Here is a 20,921-nt window from a genome sequence, read left to right on the forward strand (position 1 = left end):
CATAAAGTATCTCTTGTCGCAAACGTTTGCGTAAGAATAGAAGGAAACTATTGTATCTACTTAAAATAAAGTGTTGATTTTTTTGTATCAAAGTGCTAGTATAATAGTATGTAATATAGATAAAGATAGGAGTCATCCCATGATTGAATTTCAAAATGTTAGTAAGTTGTATGGTGATAAAGAGGCCTTGAGCAATCTCAATTTGCAGATTAAAAATGGGGAGATTATGGGCTTGATTGGCCATAATGGGGCTGGAAAATCGACCACTATAAAATCTTTAGTCAGTATCATTTCTCCCAGCAGTGGTCGTATTCTGGTAGACGGTCAGGAGTTATCGGAAAATCGTTTAGCTATTAAACGAAAGATTGGCTACGTAGCAGACTCGCCTGACTTATTTTTACGCTTAACGGCCAATGAATTTTGGGAATTGATTGCCTCATCCTATGATCTGACTAGCTCTGACTTGGAGGCTAGTCTAGCTAGGCTATTGAACGTTTTTGATTTTGCTGAAAATCGCTATCAGGTTATTGAAACTCTTTCTCACGGAATGCGTCAGAAAGTCTTTGTCATCGGAGCACTCTTGTCTGATCCCGATATTTGGGTTTTGGACGAACCCTTGACTGGTTTGGATCCCCAGGCTGCCTTTGATTTGAAGCAGATGATGAAGGAACATGCACAAAAAGGCAAGACAGTCTTGTTTTCAACCCATGTCCTAGAGGTGGCAGAGCAAGTCTGTGATCGGATTGCCATTTTGAAAAAGGGACATTTGATTTATTGTGGTAGCATAGAGAACTTGAGGAAAGATCATCCAGATCAGTCTTTGGAAAGTATCTACCTTAGCCTTGCTGGTAGAAAAGAGGAGGTTTCAGATGCGTCTCAAGGTCATTAAAAAATTAGTTGATATCAATATCCTCTATTCATCTCAAGAAGCTAATCTGGCTAACCTACGAAAGAAGCAGGCTAAGAATCCTGGGAAAAAAGTAAATGTTTCCGCTAGAGTCCTAAGTTCTTACATTTTTTCTAGTCTCTTGATGCTTTTCATGTTTATAAATATAGCCTTTCGTTTTCCTTTTGAGGAAATACCAAGTTTTTTTAGTAGCATGGTTGCTATTTTACTGGTGCTTGCCTTTTCAACTTCTTTCACTGCATTTTACAATGTCTTTTATGAGAGTAAGGACTTGGCATCGTATAGGCCCTATGCCTTTAAAGAATCAGAGATTATAATTGCTAAAGGACTGTCTGTCCTCTTGCCAGCTCTAACTGGAATTATACCAATCCTAGCTTATTTTCTAGTCCTCTATATTAGGCTAGCTCCTTCTATTTGGCTGGGTTTGCCTTTGATGCTGCTGTCCTTGGCCTTATTATTTGTCTCTGTTACTTTAGTGATGGTAGTGGCAGTACATTTCTTGGCTCAGACTAGGGTCTTCAGAAAGTATCAGTCTATTTTTTCGAATGTGATGATTGGGATAGGGGTTCTCATACCTTTAATATTTGTCCTCTTTCTACAGTCGACTTTTGGAAGTATTGTTGACAAAGTTAGAGACATTCCATTTCTCCTTTATCCTCTTCATATCTTTTACAAAATAGCAGTGGAGCCTTTTTCGACAGAAGCCATACTGGGTCTGCTCGCTTGGATAGCTTTAACTGTTTTCTTGCTTTACCTGACCAAAAAGAAGGTCCTTCCTCGTTTTTATGACGTTATCCTGCTTAATAGTGAGGAGAAGGTCAAAAAAGAACGTCGCAGTAAGGAGAGGATTTCAACTACTAAAAAGGGATTTTTCCGTATGGTTTTACGCTACCACCTCACCCTCTTGGGACAGGGGACTGGCGTGATTACAGTGCTTTTTACAAGTGCTTTCCTTCCTTATCTCATGATGATTGGTCTGATTTCCAAAATCCGAGATTCTCAGATAGTTCCAGACATTCATCCTCCATACTGGTTACCCTTGTTTTTTATAGTTCTCTTTATAGCAGTTGTCAATAACAATATCACCAGCCTGCATTCAATTGCCTTGTCCTTGGAGAGGGAAAATGTTAATTTTCTTAAGAGTTTACCCTTTGACTTTGCTCGTTATGTGAAAGTGAAATTTTGGATTATATTTGCTGTCCAGTCCTTTTTACCAGTTCTGACTTTACTTGGACTTTCTCTATATCTAGGCTTGCCCATCCTTTCGATGATTTATCTTTTTGTAGTCTGGATCCTTGCCAGTGTCATCCTTTCTTGCCACCATTACCTTAAGGACGTGAAAAATCTGTCAACCAATTGGAGTAACATTACGGACCTGGTGAACCGTTCAAATCGTATAGTAGCAATAGTTTTACTCTTAATTTATAGTGTTATCTTAATGGCCCTTGTAATAGGGAGCTTATTCTTGGTTCGGTCTCTCTCCCCTATCCTTGCCATTAGCTTGGGAGTAGGAGCTCTTATCCTCTTGCTTGGTCTTGCTATTTTTGGCTATCATTACTACCTGTCACGCATATTGACAGAAATAGAAAAAAGATGAGATAGTTGGTCGCTTGCTTGACAAATTTCATAAAAAGAAATGAAGCTGAGCAAAAATCACTCCTAACTATCAAAAAACGAGTATTTCTGTAGTTAGAGATACTCGTTTTTCTATGTCATTTTTCTTATCATAAAAACAAAACGACTAGAAATTTATAACAATGTATAAATCCTACAGCATCAATTGTTTAAATTTTGGACTAGATTTTATCTAAGATGTTTTGAAGATTAATGGAGCTTGAGAATGTTTGCTATTTATGGATAGCATACAAAATCATTGTTACTGGCGAGCTCTCTTAGTTACTGGCGAGCTCTCTTATGCTTCTGGGTTTGCCTTTCATCTAGTTAATCTTATAAAAATTTGTTTTATACTCAATGCAAAACAAAGAGCAAACTAGGAAGCTAGCCTCAGGTTGCTCAAAGCACCGCTTTGAGGTTGCAGATAAAGCTGACGTGGTTTGAAGAGTATTAGACTAATTTCCACTTTGGTGAGTTAAGTGGAAGTTACTGAAATAATTCCTATTTGTAAAACTCTGATAAGTCTTGGCTCATTTTGGAGAAATATGGTATAATTTTTCTTATGGAAAAGATTATCATTACAGCAACTGCTGAAAGTATTGAACAAGTTAAACAATTGCTCGAAGCTGGCGTAGACCGTATCTATGTCGGTGAGAAAGATTTTGGCCTTCGTCTACCAACGACCTTTAGTCATGACCAATTGCGTGAAATCGCTAAGCTGGTTCATGATGCTGATAAGGAATTGATTGTTGCAGTCAATGCCCTTATGCACCAAGACATGATGGATCGTATTAAGCCCTTCCTCGATTTCTTGGAAGAAATTAAGGCCGATTACATTACGATTGGGGATGCAGGCGTTTTTTACGTGGTCAATCGCGATGGTTATTCATTTAAGACCATCTATGATGCTTCAACCATGGTGACAAGCAGTCGTCAGATTAACTTCTGGGGACAAAAGGCTGGCGCATCTGAGGCTGTTTTGGCGCGTGAAATTCCATCGGCTGAACTCTTCAAAATGCCAGAGATTTTGGAAATTCCTGCTGAAGTTTTGGTGTACGGTGCTAGTGTCATCCATCATTCTAAACGTCCGCTCTTGCAAAACTACTATAACTTTACGCATATCGATGATGAAAAGACGCGCAAGCGTGACCTCTTCTTGGCTGAGCCAAGTGACCCAGAGAGCCACTATTCCATTTTTGAAGACAATCATGGTACCCACATCTTTGCCAACAATGATCTCGATTTGATGACCAAATTGACAGAATTGGTGGAGCATGGTTTTACTCACTGGAAACTAGAAGGGCTCTACACTCCTGGTCAGAATTTTGTTGAGATTGCAAAACTCTTTATCCAAGCGCGTAGCTTGATTCAAGAGGGCAACTTTAGCCATGACCAAGCTTTCTTGCTGGATGAAGAAGTTCGTAAACTTCACCCTAAAAACCGTTTCCTTGATACAGGATTTTATGACTACGATCCTGACATGGTTAAATAAAGCAAATGATTCGTTGAGAGAAGGAAGATTTAAAATTTCTTCTCTCAATTTTTCTTATTCTCCAATGTTTCCAAAAAATAAGTAGGCCAGGATGCTCTGTTTACTGGGAATTTTAATACAAGTAACCTTCTTGAGTTTGAAAATTATCCCATGTTTGCAGGTGCCAAATGGCCCTTTTTTTGGTATAATTTTTTATAATGAAAACGATTGGTAATCGCTATGTTGTGGTGGATTTAGAGGCAACTAGCACAGGTAGTAAGGCTAAAATTATCCAAGTTGGAATTGTCGTGATCGAGGATGGAAAAATCGTCGATCACTATACGACGGATGTCAATCCACATGAACCCTTAGATGCTCATATCAAAGAACTGACAGGATTGACAGACCAACGTCTGGCGCAAGCACCTGATTTTTCGCAAGTTGCTAGAAAAATCTTTGACTTGGTAGAGGATGGGATTTTTGTAGCCCACAATGTTCAGTTTGATGCCAATCTTTTGGCGGAAAATTTATTTTTTGAAGGTTATGAGCTAAGAAATCCTCGTGTTGACACGGTCGAATTGTCCCAGGTCTTTTTCCCTGAACTGGAAAAATATAGCTTGCCTATTTTGTGTCGAGAATTAGGAATTCCTCTAAAGCATGCCCACACAGCCCTTTCAGATGCCCAAGCTACTGCGGAATTACTCTTATTTCTACGGGAAAAGATGGCCCAGCTTCCTAAAGGTCTTTTAGAACGCTTGCTGGAAATGGCTGACGCCCTCCTATATGAGTCCTACCTGGTTATTGAAGAAATTTATCGCAGCCAATCTATTCTGAGTTCTTCAGACTTGGTCCAAGTTCAAGGACTGTATTTCAAGAAAACTGCAGCTCCTCTGGAGCCGCGAAAACTATCTCAAGATTTTTCTAAAAATATTTCTCTGTTGAACCTTGAAGTGAGGGAACGACAAGAAAGTTTTGCTAAAGAGGTTGACTTGCTATTGAAAGATGAACCTGTCTCTCTGATTCAAGCGCCGACAGGGATTGGGAAAACCTATGGTTATCTCTTACCCGCTTTATCTCAAGGCAAAGATCGACAAATTGTTCTTAGTGTTCCGACAAAGATTCTTCAAAATCAAATCATGGAAGAAGAAGGTAAACGTCTCAAGGAAGTGTTCCATATAGATATTCATTCTTTAAAGGGACCACACAATTATCTGAAGCTAGATGCCTTTTATCGCTCCTTGCAGGAAAATGATGAAAATCGCTTATTTAGACGCTTTAAAATGCAACTCTTGGTCTGGTTGACAGAGACAGAAACCGGGGATTTGGATGAAATTGGTCAACTCTACCGTTATCAACATTTTCTGACAGATCTTCGTCATGATGGGAATTTATCATCCAAGAGCTTATTTGTGACGGAAGATTTTTGGAAACGTAGTCAAGAAAGGGCACAAACCTGCAAACTTTTAGTGACCAATCATGCCTATCTTGTAACCAGACTGGAAGATAATCCTGAATTTGTCAGCGACCGTTTACTGATTATTGATGAAGTTCAAAAGATTTTGTTGGCTTTAGAAAATCTGCTTCAAGAGACCCATGATATCCAGTCTATTGTCGATTTGCTTGATAAGGCTCTACTGGAGGAGCAAAATAAGGTTCAGCAACGAATACTAGAAAGTATTCGCTTTGAGTGCTTCTACTTGATAGAACAATTTCAGTCTGGAAAATCTAAGAAAAATATCTTAGATTCTCTTGCTAATCTCCACCAGTATTTTTCAGAATTAGAAGTAGAAGGCTTTGAGGAACTGGTTCGCTATTTTACAGCTGACCGAGATTACTGGCTTGAAGCAACTGAAACGAGTCAAAAGAAAATTCAAATTTCTTCTACGAAATCAGGACGTATTCTCCTATCTTCTTTAGTACCTAATTCATGTCAAGTCTTGGGAGTGTCGGCTACTCTTGAGATTAGTCAGAGAGTTTCTTTGGCAGACCTTTTGGGTTATCCTGAAGCTAAATTTGTCAAGGTTGAAGCTCATAAAAAACAGGATCAAGAAGTGGTCTTGGTCAAAGATTTCCCCTTGGTAACAGAAACCTCCTTAGAAGTCTACGCCCAAGAGGTAGCTGATTTGCTGATGGATGTTCAAGCTTTCCAGCAACCGATTTTAGTTCTCTTTACTGCTAAAGACATGCTTCTAGCAGTATCGGATTTACTTCCAGTTAGCCACTTGGCCCAGTATAAAAATGGGGATGTTCATCAGCTTAAGAAACGCTTTGAAAAAGGTGAACAACAAATCCTGCTTGGTGCAGCAAGTTTCTGGGAGGGAGTTGATTTTTCAAGTCATCCTTTTGTGATTCAAGTTGTACCAAGGCTTCCTTTCCAAAATCCCCAAGAGCCCTTGACGAAAAAAATCAATCAGGAACTAATTCAAGAAGGGAAAAATGCCTTTTATGATTATCAATTGCCAATGGCCATTATTCGTTTAAAACAGGCTTTGGGAAGAAGTATGAGACGTGAACACCAACGTTCCTTAACCCTCATTCTTGATAGGAGAATTGTCGGAAAACGATATGGCAAGCAAATAGTGACTTCTCTAGCAAAAGAAGCGACTGTTAAAACCGTCTCTCGATCCGAAGTTGATGAGGCTGTTGATAAATTTTTAAATGAACTTTGATAAATAGTATTGTATGAAAGTATAAGGTTAGTGTATATGAAACGTTCTCTCGACTCTAGAGTCGATTATAGTTTGCTCTTGCCAGTATTTTTTCTGCTGGTCATCGGTGTGGTGGCTATCTATATAGCCGTTAGTCATGATTATCCAAATAATATTCTGCCCATTTTAGGGCAGCAGGTCGCCTGGATTGCCTTGGGGCTTGTGATTGGTTTTATCGTCATGCTCTTCAATACAGAGTTTCTTTGGAAGGTGACCCCCTTTCTATATATTTTAGGTTTGGGACTTATGGTCTTGCCGATTGTCTTTTATAATCCAAGCTTAGTTGCATCAACGGGTGCCAAAAACTGGGTATCGGTAAATGGTATCACCTTGTTCCAACCGTCAGAATTTATGAAGATATCCTATATCCTCATGTTGGCCCGTGTCATTGTCCAATTTACTAAAAAACATAAGGAATGGAGACGCACGGTTCCGCTGGACTTTTTGTTAATTTTTTGGATGATTCTCTTTACTATTCCAGTCCTAGTTCTTTTAGCACTTCAAAGTGACTTAGGGACGGCTTTGGTTTTTGTAGCCATTTTCTCAGGAATCGTTTTATTATCAGGGGTTTCTTGGAAAATTATTATCCCAGTATTTGTGACTGCTGTAACAGGAGTTGCTGGTTTCTTAGCTATCTTTATTAGCAAGGACGGACGAGCTTTTCTTCACCAGATTGGAATGCCGACCTACCAAATCAATCGGATTTTGGCTTGGCTCAATCCCTTTGAGTTTGCCCAAACAACGACTTACCAGCAGGCTCAAGGGCAGATTGCCATTGGGAGTGGTGGCTTATTTGGTCAGGGATTTAATGCTTCGAATCTGCTTATCCCAGTTCGAGAGTCAGATATGATTTTTACGGTTATTGCAGAAGATTTTGGCTTTATTGGCTCTGTCCTGGTTATTGCCCTCTATCTCATGTTGATTTACCGTATGTTGAAGATTACTCTTAAATCAAATAACCAGTTCTACACTTATATTTCCACAGGTTTGATTATGATGTTGCTCTTCCACATCTTTGAGAATATCGGTGCTGTGACTGGACTACTTCCTTTGACGGGGATTCCCTTGCCTTTCATTTCGCAAGGAGGATCAGCTATTATCAGTAATCTGATTGGTGTTGGTTTGCTTTTATCGATGAGTTACCAGACTAATCTAGCTGAAGAAAAGAGTGGAAAAGTCCGATTCAAGCGGAAAAAGGTTGTATTAAAACGAATCAAATAAGGAGAAAATCATGGTTAAAGTAGCCGTTATGTTAGCTCAGGGCTTTGAAGAAATTGAAGCTTTGACAGTTGTGGATGTCTTGCGTCGAGCCAATATCACATGTGATATGGTTGGTTTTGAAGAGCAAGTAACGGGTTCGCATGCAATCCAAGTAAGAGCAGATCGTGTCTTTGATGGTGATTTATCAGACTATGACATGATTGTCCTTCCTGGCGGAATGCCTGGTTCTGCACATTTGCGAGACAATCAGGCTTTGATTCAAGAGTTGCAATGCTTCGAACGAGAAGGAAAAAAATTAGCAGCTATTTGTGCGGCACCAATTGCCCTCAATCAAGCAGGGGTATTGAAAAATAAGCAGTACACTTGCTATGATGGCGTTCAAGAGCAAATCCTTGATGGTCGATATGTCAAGGAAACAGTAGTGGTAGATGGTCACTTGACAACCAGTCGAGGCCCCTCAACAACCCTTGCCTTTGCCTACGAGTTGGTGGAGCAACTAGGAGGGGACGCAGAGACTTTACGAACAGGAATGCTCTATCGAGATGTCTTTGGTAAAAATCAGTAAAACGGGAGTCAAACTCTCGTTTTTTATGTGGAAAAATCAGGGAAATCATCGCTTTTTTTATAAAAAAATGCTATAATGAAGGGTATGAAATATCACGATTATATCTGGGATTTAGGTGGAACTTTACTGGATAATTATGAAACTTCAACAGCTGCCTTTGTTGAAACATTGGCATTGTATGGCATCACACAAGATCATGACAGTGTCTATCAAGCTTTAAAGGTTTCTACTGATTTTGCGATTGAGACATTCGCTCCCAACTTAGAGCATTTTTTAGAAAAATACAAGGAAAATGAAGCCAGAGAGCTTGAACACCCGATTTTATTTGAAGGAGTTTCTGACTTATTGGAAGATATTTCAAAACAAGGTGGGCGTCATTTTTTGGTCTCTCATCGAAATAATCAGGTCTTAGAAATTTTAGAAAAAACCTCTATAGCAGCTTATTTTACAGAAGTGGTGACTTCTAGCTCAGGCTTTAAGAGAAAGCCAAATCCCGAGTCCATGCTTTATTTAAGAGAAAAGTATCAGATTAACTCTGGTCTTGTCATTGGTGATCGACCGATTGATATCGAAGCAGGTCAAGCTGCAGGACTAGCTACCCACTTGTTTACCAGTATCGTGAATTTAAGACAAGTATTAGACATGTAAGAAAAAGGAATAAGATGACAGAAGAAATCAAAAATCTGCAGGCACAGGATTATGATGCCAGTCAAATTCAAGTTTTAGAGGGCTTAGAGGCTGTTCGTATGCGTCCAGGGATGTATATCGGGTCAACCTCAAAAGAAGGTCTTCACCATCTAGTCTGGGAAATCGTTGATAACTCAATTGATGAGGCCCTGGCAGGATTTGCCAGCCATATTCAAGTTTTTATTGAGCCAGATGATTCGATTACTGTTGTCGATGATGGGCGTGGTATCCCAGTCGATATTCAGGAAAAAACAGGCCGACCTGCTGTTGAGACCGTCTTTACAGTCCTTCACGCTGGAGGAAAGTTCGGCGGTGGCGGATACAAGGTTTCAGGTGGTCTTCACGGAGTAGGGTCCTCAGTAGTTAATGCCCTTTCCACTCAATTAGACGTTCATGTCCACAAAAACGGTAAAATTCATTACCAAGAATACCGTCGTGGTCATGTTGTTGCAGATATTGAGGTGGTTGGGGATACAGATAGAACTGGAACAACGGTTCATTTTACTCCGGATCCAGAAATCTTCACTGAAACAACAACTTTTGATTTTGATAAATTAAATAAACGGATTCAAGAGTTGGCCTTTCTAAATCGCGGTCTTCAAATTTCAATTACAGATAAGCGCCAAGGTTTGGAACAAACCAAACATTACCATTATGAAGGTGGGATTGCTAGCTACGTTGAATATATCAATGAGAATAAGGATGTAATCTTTGATACACCAATCTACACAGATGGTGAGATGGATGATATCACAGTTGAGGTAGCCATGCAGTACACAACTGGTTACCATGAAAATGTCATGAGTTTCGCCAATAATATTCATACACACGAAGGTGGAACGCATGAACAAGGTTTCCGTACAGCCTTGACACGTGTTATCAATGATTATGCTCGCAAGAATAAATTACTTAAAGACAATGAAGACAACTTAACAGGGGAAGATGTCCGCGAAGGCTTAACTGCAGTTATCTCAGTTAAACACCCAAATCCACAGTTTGAAGGACAAACTAAGACCAAACTGGGGAATAGCGAAGTGGTCAAGATTACCAATCGTCTCTTCAGTGATGCCTTCTCCGATTTCCTCATGGAAAATCCACAGATTGCCAAACGTATCGTGGAAAAAGGGATTTTAGCTGCTAAGGCTCGTGTGGCTGCCAAGCGTGCACGTGAAGTCACACGTAAAAAATCTGGTTTGGAAATTTCCAATCTTCCAGGGAAACTAGCAGACTGTTCTTCTAATAACCCTGCTGAAACAGAACTCTTCATCGTCGAAGGAGACTCAGCTGGTGGATCAGCCAAATCTGGTCGTAACCGTGAGTTTCAGGCTATCCTTCCAATTCGCGGTAAGATTTTGAACGTTGAAAAAGCAAGTATGGATAAGATTCTAGCTAACGAAGAAATTCGTAGTCTTTTCACAGCCATGGGAACAGGATTTGGCGCAGAATTTGATGTTTCGAAAGCCCGTTACCAAAAACTCGTTTTGATGACGGATGCCGATGTCGATGGAGCCCACATTCGTACCCTTCTTTTGACCTTGATTTATCGTTATATGAAACCAATCCTAGAAGCTGGTTATGTTTATATTGCCCAACCACCAATCTATGGTGTCAAGGTTGGAAGCGAGATTAAAGAATACATCCAGCCAGGTGCAGATCAAGAAATCAAACTCCAAGAAGCTTTAGCCCGCCACAGTGAAGGACGTGCCAAACCAACTATTCAGCGTTATAAGGGTCTGGGTGAAATGGACGATCATCAGTTGTGGGAAACAACCATGGATCCCGAACATCGCTTGATGGCTAGAGTTTCTGTAGATGATGCTGCAGAAGCAGATAAAATCTTTGATATGTTGATGGGGGATCGAGTAGAGCCTCGTCGTGAGTTTATCGAAGAAAATGCCGTTTATAGTACACTTGATGTCTAAAAAATCGGGAGAAGTAGTTCCCTTGGTCTAAAAAATATGATATAATCATTACGATTGTTTCAAGTAAAAAAGGAGTTTGATATGTCTAATGGACAACTAATTTATTTAATGGTTGCAATTGCAGTCATTTTAGTTCTGGCTTATGTAGTGGCAATCTTTCTACGTAAGCGAAATGAGGGAAGATTAGAGGCGCTAGAAGAAAGAAAAGAAGAACTATACAATCTTCCAGTAAATGATGAAGTGGAAGCTGTAAAAAATATGCACTTGATTGGACAAAGTCAAGTGGCTTTCCGTGAATGGAATCAAAAATGGGTCGATTTATCTCTCAACTCTTTTGCCGATATTGAAAATAATCTCTTTGAAGCAGAAGGCTATAACCATTCATTTCGTTTTCTCAAGGCCAGTCATCAAATTGACCAAATTGAGAGTCAAATTACTTTGATTGAAGAAGATATTGCTGAAATTCGCAATGCTTTGGCAGACTTAGAGAAGCAAGAATCTAAAAATAGTGGTCGTGTTCTTCATGCTTTGGATTTATTTGAGGAACTTCAGCATAGAGTTGCTGAAAATTCAGAACAGTATGGTCAAGCCTTGGATGAAATTGAAAAACAATTAGAAAATATCCAATCTGAATTTTCACAATTTGTAACCTTGAATTCATCGGGTGACCCTGTGGAAGCTGCTGTGATTTTGGATAATGCTGAAAATCATATCTTGGCTTTGACACATATCGTTGATCGTATACCAGCAATTGTAACAACATTATCTAAAGAGCTACCAGATCAACTAGAAGATTTAGAAGATGGTTATCGTAAGCTCTTAGATGCTAATTATCATTTTGTTGAAACGGATATTGAAGCGCGTTTCCACTTGCTTTATGAAGCATTCAAGAAAAACCAAGAGAATATTCGTCAGTTGGAATTGGATAATGCCGAATATGAGAATGGGCAGGCACAAGAGGAAATCAATGCCTTGTATGATATTTTTACTCGAGAAATTGCTGCTCAGAAAGTAGTGGAAAATTTACTTGCAACTCTTCCAACTTACCTTCAACATATGAAAGAGAATAATACTTTATTGGGAGAAGATATTGCACGTTTGAGCAAGACCTATTTACTTCCTGAGACAGCTGCAAGCCATGTTCGTCGTATTCAGACAGAATTAGAGAGTTTTGAGGCAGCTATTGCTGAGGTAACTTCAAATCAAGAAGAACCAACCCAAGCTTATTCAGTTCTTGAAGAAAATCTTGAGGATTTACAAACTCAACTAAAAGATATTGAAGATGAGCAAATTTCAGTTAGTGAGCGCCTGACACAAATTGAGAAAGATGATATCAATGCACGTCAAAAGGCCAATGTTTATGTCAACCGTCTCCATACTATCAAGCGATACATGGAAAAACGCAATCTGCCAGGTATTCCACAAACTTTCTTGAAGTTATTCTTTACGGCAAGCAATAATACCGAGGATTTAATGGTTGAGTTAGAACAGAAAATGATTAACATTGAATCTGTTACCCGAGTTCTTGAAATTGCAACGAATGATATGGAAGCTTTAGAAACGGAAACTTATAATATTGTACAGTATGCAACCTTGACAGAACAATTATTACAATATTCTAACCGCTATCGCTCATTTGATGAACGCATTCAAGAAGCATTTAACGAAGCTTTAGAAATTTTTGAAAAAGAATTTGATTATCGCGCTTCATTTGACAAGATTTCACAAGCATTGGAAGTGGCAGAGCCTGGTGTAACCAACCGCTTTGTTACCTCATATGAGAAAACACGTGAAACGATTCGTTTTTAAAAAAAGAAAAAGATTTGATTGTGTGAGGAGCAGAATCAAATCTTTTTCTATAGTAATATCGTGAGCAAAAGGATTCAAAATGATAAAAATGCATAATAGCAGGTGTAGAAACTCTTGCTACTATGCGTTTTATTATGGAAAGACTTATTGGATTTTTTCTCAAATCGAGTTTTTACTCAACTTCTTTATTTGATTGGAATAGAAATCCCAATTAATTTCTCTGAGTAGAGTGTCTTGATATTGGCTTCATCAATAGAGTCCTTATCAATTTTACGTTTCAAGAAAAATTCTTGAATGGTTTCGATTTCAGGCTCACGAATAGCACGGTGTTTATTTGAGATGAGGATTTCATAGTGAAGCGGGGCTTGGGTAAAAATAACATCAGTATTTCCTGCTGAGTAAACCTCAACAAGGGTTGCATCTGTACTTTCTAGCTGGCTTTTTACAAGTTGCGAGTGTGAGTTTGTCGTATTGATAAGCTTCATAATATTTCCTCCGATTTTCTAATTCTATTATAGCACTTTTTGAATAAAGTCGCTTGATTTATACTCAATGAAAATCAAAGAGCAAACTAGGAAGCTAGCCGTAGGCTGCTCAAAACACAATTTTGAGGTTGTAGATAAGACTGACGAAGTCAGTGACCATATCTACGGTAAGGCGACGCTGACGTGGTTTGAAGAGATTTTCGAAGAGTATTAGCCAATCTTATGCTGTTTTTTCCAAGATTGGATTGCCCATTTATGGCTACCACGTTTGAGATTTTCAATAGCCTCGTCAATAGGGAACCAGGCAATATGATTAAAATCTTCTAGTGGTTTTTGAACTTCCTTGAAAGAAGTCGCTTCATAGAGGTAAGCAGGATTGTAGTAGTAGGTATCACGGTGACGAGAGTAGAAATATTCGTCAGCTTGTCCGTAATAGGTACCAATTTCAGCTGTGAAACCAAGCTCTTCAATCAATTCACGCTTTAGGGCTTCCTGGTGGTTTTCACCTGCTTCAATTTCGCCACCTGGTAAGAACCAAGCGCCATTAGGCGCTTGAACAAGAACAATTTGTTTTTGTTCAGCGTCAGGGATAACTGCATATACACCGTAACGTGAAACATAGTCTGTATTCGCTTTTTTTTCTCCGAAAGTTGGGTTTGCCATTGCATTTTCCTCATTATCTAGTATCGTTATTATTATCATAATGGACAAAGAGCAAGCTGTCAAGAAATTACAGTTATTTTAGTAAAAAAGAAGCAGAAAATTTTCATTTTCTACTTCTTTTATATAGTATTTATTTTTCTTTTTCAGAAGTTTTAACTTCAGCTTTTTTGGCAGACTTAATTTGAATATTTCCCTTGCTAGTCATAACTGCTTTGAGATCTTTTTCGCTTGGATTTTCAAGGTAGTAATCAGTGATTGCGTCTTCAATATAGTCTTGAATAGTGCGGCGAAGTGGGCGTGCTCCCATTTTTGGATCATAACCTAGGTCAACCAACTTTTCCTTGACCTTGTCAGTTACATCCAAATGAATGTTATTGCTAGAGAGGCGCTTGTTAACATCTGCTAGCATGAGCTCGACAATCTGAAGGAGGTTATCCTTGCTGAGAGCCTTAAATTCGATAATACCATCAAAACGGTTCATAAACTCTGGGCTAAAGAAGTTGCCGAGTTCACCGAGAACAGAGTTGGTACGTCCTTCGCGAGCAGCCCCAAAACCAACGCTGGCTTCTGCCTTACCTGTACCTGCATTTGAAGTCATGATGATGATGGCATCCTTGAAGCTAACGGTACGTCCTTGTCCATCTGTCAAACGACCATCGTCCAAGACTTGAAGGAACATGTGCATAACATCTGGATGGGCTTTCTCTACTTCATCCAAGAGAATAAGAGAATATGGATTGCGACGAACTTTTTCAGTTAATTGCCCAGCCTCATCGTAGCCAACATAACCTGGAGGGGCACCAACTAATTTAGCTACACTGTGTTTTTCCATGTATTCGCTCATGTCAAAGCGAATCATACTGTCAGCAGAACCAAAGAGTTCGATAGCTAGTTGTTTGGAAAGTTCTGTCTTACCGACACCAGTTGGTCCGACAAAGAGGAAGCTTCCGATTGGGCGGTTAGGCGTACCAAGTCCAACCCGATTACGGCGAATAGCCTTGGCAATCTTATCGACAGCATCATCCTGTCCAATAACATGAGACTTGAGATCTTCGGCTAGATGGATGAGTTGAGATTGTTCTTTCTCTTTCAAATCACCAACAGGGATATTGGTTTTCTGCTCGATAATGTGCTCAATGGTTTTCTCACTGATGATAGGAGTATCTTGGTCTGTGACCTTTTTCTTTTGCATTTCCTTATACTTGGCAATCTGGTCGCGGAAATAAGCTGCCTTCTCAAAATCTTCCTCTCGTGTAGCTTGAGATTTAAGATTTTCAGCCTCAATCAAGCGTTGATCAATTACTTTAGGATCCACAAAATTCAAGGTCAAGTTCATCTTAGAACCAGCTTCATCTAGGAGGTCAATGGCCTTGTCAGGTAAGAAGCGATCTTGTATGTAGCGATTGGAAAGAGTTGCAGCTGCTTCAATTGCAGCATCAGTATATTGAACGTGGTGGTAGTCTTCGTATTTCTTTTGAATCCCTTTGAGAATAGTGATTGTTTCGTCCACCGTTGGTTCATCGACTTTAACAGGCTGCATACGACGCTCTAAGGCAGCATCCTTTTCAATGATACGGTATTCATTGAGGGTAGTAGCACCGACCAGTTGCAGTTCTCCACGAGCAAGGGCTGGCTTGAGGATATTTCCAGCATCCATATTACCATCGCTCGCAGAACCTGCACCGACAATTTCATGGATTTCATCGATAAAGAGGATAATATCCTCACGTTTGCGAATTTCTTCCATGAGTTTTTGCATGCGTTCTTCAAATTGTCCACGGATACCCGTTCCTTGAACCAAGCTAACCACATCCAGACGGATGACTTGTTTACCTTGGAGTTTATGTGGAACATCACCATCGACAATTTTCTGAGCTAGACCTTCGACAACGGCCGTTTTTCCGACACCTGGTTCACCGATAAGAACAGGATTATTCTTGGTTCTGCGATTGAGAATTTCGATGACACGGATAATCTCATCGTCGCGCCCAATAACGGGGTCAATGTCTCCACGACGGGCAATCTCAGTTACGTTGATACCAAATTCTTCTAGCAGGCCTTTTTCTTGGCTTGGTGGTGAAGTTTGAGCAGAACCACGATTTTGGGAACCATAACCGCCGTTTCCACCGTAACCTCCACCTGATTGGGTTGGGGGAATCGGAGGAGTATTGCTAGAAGGTCTGAAATTGTTTAGGTCATTGAAAAAATCACCAAAGGGATCGAAGTCACGATTGTTCAGATCCGTCATGCCTTTAAAGAGACTGTTATTAGGATCAGTCTTGATAATCTTGTAGCAGTTTTGACAGAGGTCAATTTGTTTTTGTTTTCCATTGAGATTGGTGTAAAGATGAATTGTTGAGTCGTTGATTTTACAGTTTTGGCAAAGCATACATCTACCTCATTTCTTTCTTTAGCTTGACCTGTCCAAAGGTCAATAATAGTCAAATTTCTATACTCTCATTATAACAGGATTGGGGTGTAAAGCAAGTAAAAAGATTGCAGCTTTGAGAAGTTGTTACAATGAAAATTTTTGTGAATTTGGACTATAAAAAAATCCTATTTGTGAGACAAAAAGGATTTTGGTTAGACATGCAGGGTGTAATCCCAGCTTGTTTTACATTAGTAAAGGAGTTCGTAAATCTCCATTGCAATCAAGTCAATGCTGTCAAACGTATAAGTTTCGCGAGCTTCGACATCACGAAGGGTAAAGATTGAGCCGTTTTCTTCGTCGTGGCTGTACGCAACTTCTGCAACAACAACTCCTTCGCGTTCAAAATTACGTTTTAAATTTCCGCCGTCTTTTGCCATTGCTTCAAGGCGGTTGATGATTCTAACCAAATGTGATTCCATTTTGATTCTCCTTCATTTCTTATCGTTACTATTTTACCATAAAGGAGGCCAACTTGACTAGAAAAAACTAAGATTTCTCGCTAATTCTGCCAGTTGCTAACTTTTCAAAGTAACTTCCACTTGACTTGCCGAAGTGGAAATTAGTCTAAAACGGATTTTTATGGTGGAATTAAGTGTGAGATGTTTGAGTTAGAAATGAGGTCCGAAAAGTCTCAGACTTAATTTAAGCATCATTCGTCGTCTGAGACTAACTTCCAGTTTTGGGAGAGAGGTGGAAGTTACTTTGAGAAGTTACGTCACGAAAAAATTTAAAAAAAGTTTGCAAAAATCTTGCATTCTTTTTTTAACTATGCTATACTTATATACGGTTTGAAAAAACTGCCTAAGACAGTAGGGGAGCTCGACTCATAAATATCCTACCGAGGACAAAACGTATCATGTAAAAAGAAGCGTATTGTACTTTCGTGTCTAGGTTTGGGCGCGTTTTTCTTTTTGAAAAATTCCCCAAGCAAAATAATTACGGAGGTGAACACACTAATGAGTGAAGCAATTATTGCTAAAAAAGCGGAACTAGTTGACGTAGTAGCTGAAAAAATGAAAGCTGCTGCATCTATCGTCGTTGTTGACGCTCGTGGTTTGACAGTTGAGCAAGATACAGTTCTTCGTCGTGAGCTTCGTGGAAACGAAGTTGAGTATAAAGTCATTAAAAACTCAATTTTGCGTCGTGCAGCTGAAAAAGCTGGTCTTGAAGAACTTGCATCAGTATTTGTTGGACCATCTGCAGTAGCATTTTCTAACGAAGATGTTATCGCACCAGCGAAAATCTTGAACGACTTTTCTAAAAACGCTGAAGCACTTGAAATCAAAGGTGGTGCCATCGAAGGCGCTGTCGCATCTAAAGAAGAGATTCTTGCACTTGCAACTCTTCCAAACCGCGAAGGACTTCTTTCTATGCTCCTTTCTGTACTTCAAGCGCCAGTGCGCAACGTTGCTCTTGCAGTCAAAGCGGTTGCAGACAACAAAGAAGACGCAGCTTAATCTTAAGCTACGCAGCGTAGCCTAGCTACGAAAATCTATTATAAATTTAAAAACATATTTGGAGGAAATAACAATGGCATTGAACATTGAAAACATTATTGCTGAAATTAAAGAAGCTTCAATCCTTGAATTGAACGACCTTGTAAAAGCTATCGAAGAAGAATTTGGTGTAACTGCAGCTGCTCCTGTAGCTGTTGCTGCGGCTGGTGCTGCTGACGCTGGTGCTGCTAAAGATTCATTCGACGTTGAATTGACATCTGCAGGCGACAAAAAAGTTGGCGTTATCAAAGTTGTACGTGAAATCACTGGTCTTGGTCTTAAAGAAGCTAAAGAACTTGTTGACGGTGCACCAGCACTTGTTAAAGAAGGCGTTGCAACTGCAGAAGCTGAAGAAATCAAAGCTAAATTGGAAGAAGCTGGAGCTTCAGTTACTCTTAAATAAGAGAGCGACTACATTAATAGCTTAAAAACATGATTAAACCGCTATTCTTAGGAGTAGCGGTTTTTCTTTTTGTCTAGCAGGGGGCAAAAAAGGGGCAAAACTATTTATAAATTTTATCTAGTACATCAACAACTTTCGACTTGATGTTCTTGGTTACGTGAGTATAGATTTCCATTGTGGTCTTTCCGTTATCTTTATGCCCAACTCTTTGCGTGATAGCTTTTAAGGGGATATTATTTTCAGCAAGCGTACTGATTAGTGTATGGCGTAGTATATGTGGGTGAAGTGGTTTGTTGATTGGCTTCTTTAAAGTGGCGTTTGCATTTTTCATGAGCTTGCCGATACTTGATTTATGAATGGGAATTCCATTGGCTGATACAAATATAAATCCCATATCTTTATAGTTTGGGTTTGTATTCTTTCTTAGTTTATGTAACTCTATGAATTCTTCAATGATTTCAATTTCTTTTTTTGTTAGGTCAACTACTCTGATAGATGATAAGGTCTTAGGTGTGGTTTTAACACCCTCTGAACCTTTACGGGTTGGGTCTAAAGTCCCGTTGATAGTGATAGTACGGTTTTTCTTATCGTAGTTTTCAAATTTAAGCGCACCAGCTTCGCCGACTCGGCAACCATTTAAAGCCATAAACTCAGCCATACGAGCGACGTGATAGCCCCGATTATAGCTTTTCATAGCTTTTAAAAGCCTTTTTAATTCGCTTTGCTCAAGGAACTTATCTTCAATCTTTTCCATATTTTCATATGCGACAACCTTTTTAGGAAGTCTCACACGCTGGACAGGATTGCTATCTACCAGTTCCATATCAAGCGCATATTTAAAGACCATGCTTAGTACTGACTTTTGCTTTTTTAGTTTGATATGATTTTCTTCCGAGTCAGTAAAGTACTGTTGAGTGTACTTTGCAGTGATATTTTTTATTTTCACGTCAGGCGCAAAAGTATCTTTTACTTCATCTACAGCATAGACCATGGTCTTTATGGTAGAAGGCTTGATTGACTTTTTATGAAGTTCCCACCAATCAGTTAGTACGTCTGTAAAAAGCATATCTGTAGTAGTAAGACTTTGTAGTTTTTCTGCTATTTTCTCATCCAGTTGTTTCTGAGCTTCTTTCTTAGCCCTGCTTGATCCAGAGTCAAGGGTTACAGACACCCTTTTCCATTTCTCGGTATAAGGGTCTTTGTATCGCTCAAAAAATTTGTATTTTCCGTTAGAAAGTTCTTCCATCCACATTGATTTTCACCTCATTTCTTGATAAAATAGGCATAGTAAAGCAGGCATTTTTAATGCCTTTTACTATTCAGGATATCCTCACGCTCAGACTCGCCAAAGTTTGAGAGCGTGGGGATTTTTTAGTTTTTAAAAAGGGAAGCAACGGTTAAGTTACTTCCCCTGGCACGCTAAGGTGCAAAGTTTAAAATTATGAGGGTAAACCTCTAAGTAACTTAATTATATCATGAAAATAAATTTATTCCAATCCGATGCCGACTTTAGCAGTCAATAAATAAGCACCACTTTCTTGTTTGCTAAATGTCAAAGTAACGCTTCGGATTTTTGTTCCTGCTGAAGAATATGAAACTGTTCTACTTTCATGATCATTGACAGTAGTAGTGTTTATATTATTTGGTTCTCCATGAACGCTAACAATATCATCGTAGTTAGTTCCACCAGCTCCATAATTCATGATGTCGCCCATCTGAAGAGCGTCAAACTGTTCTTTTGTCCAGTTAAATTTAGCATCCTCTTCTTTTTGTGATGATTCGATAGAAGAACTTACTGAGCTAACAGTTTCTTCAACGTTTTTAGCAGCGTTATTCAAAGCACGGGCATACATCAATTGCGTAGCGATAACAATAACCATTGATACGACTGCTAAGACTGTACCAATGATAGCCAACATTTTTGGTCTTTTTCTGTTGATAGCTAGACCTATCAAGCCTAATATAAGCGCTAAGATAGCAATAACAAAAGATAGATTGTTAATAATAGGCATCCAAGACCCAAATAGAGCAATCGCTCCAAAAATAATAGCTAAAATACCTAAAACTTTGCGTTCTTCATTCATAATGAAACCTCTCTCAGCTTTTAATGTGGATCAGTTATTGCACATTTTTTATTTTCGTTTTTTACATGCCAACTAGTTCCAATTTGGAAACAGTTGATTTTTACTATTGTTCGTTGTAAAATAGTGATGAAAGGTGGTGCGATAATATGTTTTCTTTTTTTACTCACATCAATCAAAAGCGTCAAAAGATGGAGCAATCTAAAAAAGAAATGGAATTGCGCCACAATGAATTTGCTGATAGAGTCCGCATGGATATTAAAACAGGCGAGGAAGAACTCGATTTAAAAAGAGAGTGTTTTAATCAACGCTACGGACATCTATTTAGTCCTCGAAATAAATAGCAATAGGTCTTACTAGGTGATCAGCCTTGTCTATCACCCCAAAAGAACCAAGTATAATATTTAAAATAGTTGTTGGAGCGTATTTTAACATCAAATTACTATCTTCCATATGTG

Annotated in this window: 19 protein-coding genes and 1 other annotated feature; of the genes, 13 read left to right on the forward strand and 6 right to left on the reverse strand. The window is 39.1% G+C overall.

The window, feature by feature from the left end:
• Positions 1 to 139 precede the first annotated feature (139 nt).
• The 9 genes from HT722_RS00385 to ezrA all read left to right on the forward strand — a co-directional run bounded on the left by HT722_RS00385 (position 140) and on the right by ezrA (position 12,904).
• A complete protein-coding gene (locus HT722_RS00385; RefSeq protein ID WP_173276976.1) occupies positions 140 to 889 on the forward strand; it encodes an ABC transporter ATP-binding protein in 750 nt (249 codons plus the stop codon).
• On the forward strand, positions 870 to 2,504 hold the full coding sequence (locus tag HT722_RS00390) for a hypothetical protein (protein WP_173276977.1): 1,635 nt from the start codon (positions 870 to 872) through the stop codon (positions 2,502 to 2,504). The genes HT722_RS00385 and HT722_RS00390 overlap by 20 nt, the downstream gene beginning before the upstream one ends.
• A 579-nt stretch (positions 2,505 to 3,083) precedes the next feature.
• The gene (locus tag HT722_RS00395; protein WP_173276978.1) at positions 3,084 to 4,013 is read left to right on the forward strand and encodes a peptidase U32 family protein; all 930 of its coding nucleotides are present in this window, start codon (positions 3,084 to 3,086) and stop codon (positions 4,011 to 4,013) included.
• Between the two features lie 197 nt (positions 4,014 to 4,210).
• On the forward strand, positions 4,211 to 6,661 hold the full coding sequence (locus HT722_RS00400; RefSeq protein WP_173276979.1) for a bifunctional DnaQ family exonuclease/ATP-dependent helicase: 2,451 nt from the start codon (positions 4,211 to 4,213) through the stop codon (positions 6,659 to 6,661).
• A 36-nt stretch (positions 6,662 to 6,697) separates the two neighbouring features.
• Positions 6,698 to 7,921, forward strand: coding sequence for an FtsW/RodA/SpoVE family cell cycle protein (locus HT722_RS00405; RefSeq protein WP_173276980.1), 1,224 nt, complete (start codon positions 6,698 to 6,700; stop codon positions 7,919 to 7,921).
• Between the two features lie 10 nt (positions 7,922 to 7,931).
• Positions 7,932 to 8,486: a DJ-1 family glyoxalase III gene (locus HT722_RS00410; protein WP_173276981.1), complete on the forward strand. Its 555-nt coding sequence runs from the start codon at positions 7,932 to 7,934 to the stop codon at positions 8,484 to 8,486.
• Between the two features lie 84 nt (positions 8,487 to 8,570).
• Entirely contained in the window at positions 8,571 to 9,134 is a 564-nt protein-coding gene (locus tag HT722_RS00415) for an HAD family hydrolase (RefSeq protein WP_173276982.1), read from the forward strand.
• Positions 9,135 to 9,148: 14 nt separating this feature from the next.
• Positions 9,149 to 11,095 (forward strand): DNA topoisomerase (ATP-hydrolyzing) subunit B, encoded by a 1,947-nt coding sequence (gyrB, locus tag HT722_RS00420; RefSeq protein ID WP_173276983.1) that lies wholly within the window; start codon positions 9,149 to 9,151, stop codon positions 11,093 to 11,095.
• 81 nt (positions 11,096 to 11,176) lie between these two features.
• Positions 11,177 to 12,904 carry a septation ring formation regulator EzrA gene (gene ezrA / locus HT722_RS00425; protein ID WP_173276984.1) on the forward strand — a complete coding sequence of 576 codons (1,728 nt, stop codon included), beginning with the start codon at positions 11,177 to 11,179 and terminating at the stop codon, positions 12,902 to 12,904.
• Positions 12,905 to 13,089: 185 nt separating this feature from the next.
• Here ezrA and HT722_RS00430 read toward each other — a convergent pair whose 3' ends face one another.
• On the reverse strand, positions 13,090 to 13,389 hold the full coding sequence (locus tag HT722_RS00430) for a DUF1827 family protein (protein WP_000767194.1): 300 nt from the start codon (positions 13,387 to 13,389) through the stop codon (positions 13,090 to 13,092).
• A gap of 67 nt (positions 13,390 to 13,456) precedes the next feature.
• Here HT722_RS00430 and HT722_RS10335 point away from each other — a divergent pair, with 67 nt between their 5' ends.
• Positions 13,457 to 13,603, forward strand: coding sequence for a hypothetical protein (locus tag HT722_RS10335; protein ID WP_191995040.1), 147 nt, complete (start codon positions 13,457 to 13,459; stop codon positions 13,601 to 13,603).
• Here the strand turns inward: HT722_RS10335 and HT722_RS00440 are convergent.
• The 3 genes from HT722_RS00440 to HT722_RS00450 form a co-directional block, all read right to left on the reverse strand.
• A complete protein-coding gene (locus tag HT722_RS00440; RefSeq protein WP_173275056.1) occupies positions 13,600 to 14,052 on the reverse strand; it encodes an NUDIX hydrolase in 453 nt (150 codons plus the stop codon). The genes HT722_RS10335 and HT722_RS00440 overlap by 4 nt on opposite strands.
• 130 nt (positions 14,053 to 14,182) lie before the next feature.
• Positions 14,183 to 16,441: an ATP-dependent Clp protease ATP-binding subunit gene (locus HT722_RS00445; protein ID WP_173276985.1), complete on the reverse strand. Its 2,259-nt coding sequence runs from the start codon at positions 16,439 to 16,441 to the stop codon at positions 14,183 to 14,185.
• 230 nt (positions 16,442 to 16,671) lie between these two features.
• Positions 16,672 to 16,902, reverse strand: coding sequence for a DUF1797 family protein (locus HT722_RS00450; protein ID WP_000443570.1), 231 nt, complete (start codon positions 16,900 to 16,902; stop codon positions 16,672 to 16,674).
• Positions 16,903 to 17,265: 363 nt separating this feature from the next.
• Positions 17,266 to 17,401, forward strand: a sequence feature (ribosomal protein L10 leader region).
• Between the two features lie 38 nt (positions 17,402 to 17,439).
• Between HT722_RS00450 and rplJ the strand changes: the two genes are divergently transcribed.
• Both rplJ and rplL read left to right on the forward strand, forming a co-directional pair.
• Positions 17,440 to 17,940, forward strand: a complete 501-nt coding sequence (gene rplJ / locus HT722_RS00455; protein WP_049541304.1) for a 50S ribosomal protein L10 — start codon at positions 17,440 to 17,442, stop codon at positions 17,938 to 17,940.
• 73 nt (positions 17,941 to 18,013) lie between these two features.
• Positions 18,014 to 18,382: a 50S ribosomal protein L7/L12 gene (gene rplL, locus HT722_RS00460; RefSeq protein ID WP_001196965.1), complete on the forward strand. Its 369-nt coding sequence runs from the start codon at positions 18,014 to 18,016 to the stop codon at positions 18,380 to 18,382.
• A 100-nt stretch (positions 18,383 to 18,482) separates the two neighbouring features.
• Here rplL and HT722_RS00465 read toward each other — a convergent pair whose 3' ends face one another.
• Positions 18,483 to 19,634 (reverse strand): site-specific integrase, encoded by a 1,152-nt coding sequence (locus HT722_RS00465; protein ID WP_173276986.1) that lies wholly within the window; start codon positions 19,632 to 19,634, stop codon positions 18,483 to 18,485.
• 235 nt (positions 19,635 to 19,869) lie between these two features.
• Positions 19,870 to 20,466 carry a CD20-like domain-containing protein gene (locus HT722_RS00470; RefSeq protein WP_173229721.1) on the reverse strand — a complete coding sequence of 199 codons (597 nt, stop codon included), beginning with the start codon at positions 20,464 to 20,466 and terminating at the stop codon, positions 19,870 to 19,872.
• 146 nt (positions 20,467 to 20,612) lie between these two features.
• Between HT722_RS00470 and HT722_RS00475 the strand changes: the two genes are divergently transcribed.
• On the forward strand, positions 20,613 to 20,807 hold the full coding sequence (locus tag HT722_RS00475; protein WP_173276987.1) for a hypothetical protein: 195 nt from the start codon (positions 20,613 to 20,615) through the stop codon (positions 20,805 to 20,807).
• Positions 20,808 to 20,921: the final 114 nt, after the last annotated feature.

Source organism: Streptococcus sp. 53 (assembly GCF_013276565.1).
Taxonomy (GTDB): Bacteria; Bacillota; Bacilli; order Lactobacillales; family Streptococcaceae; genus Streptococcus.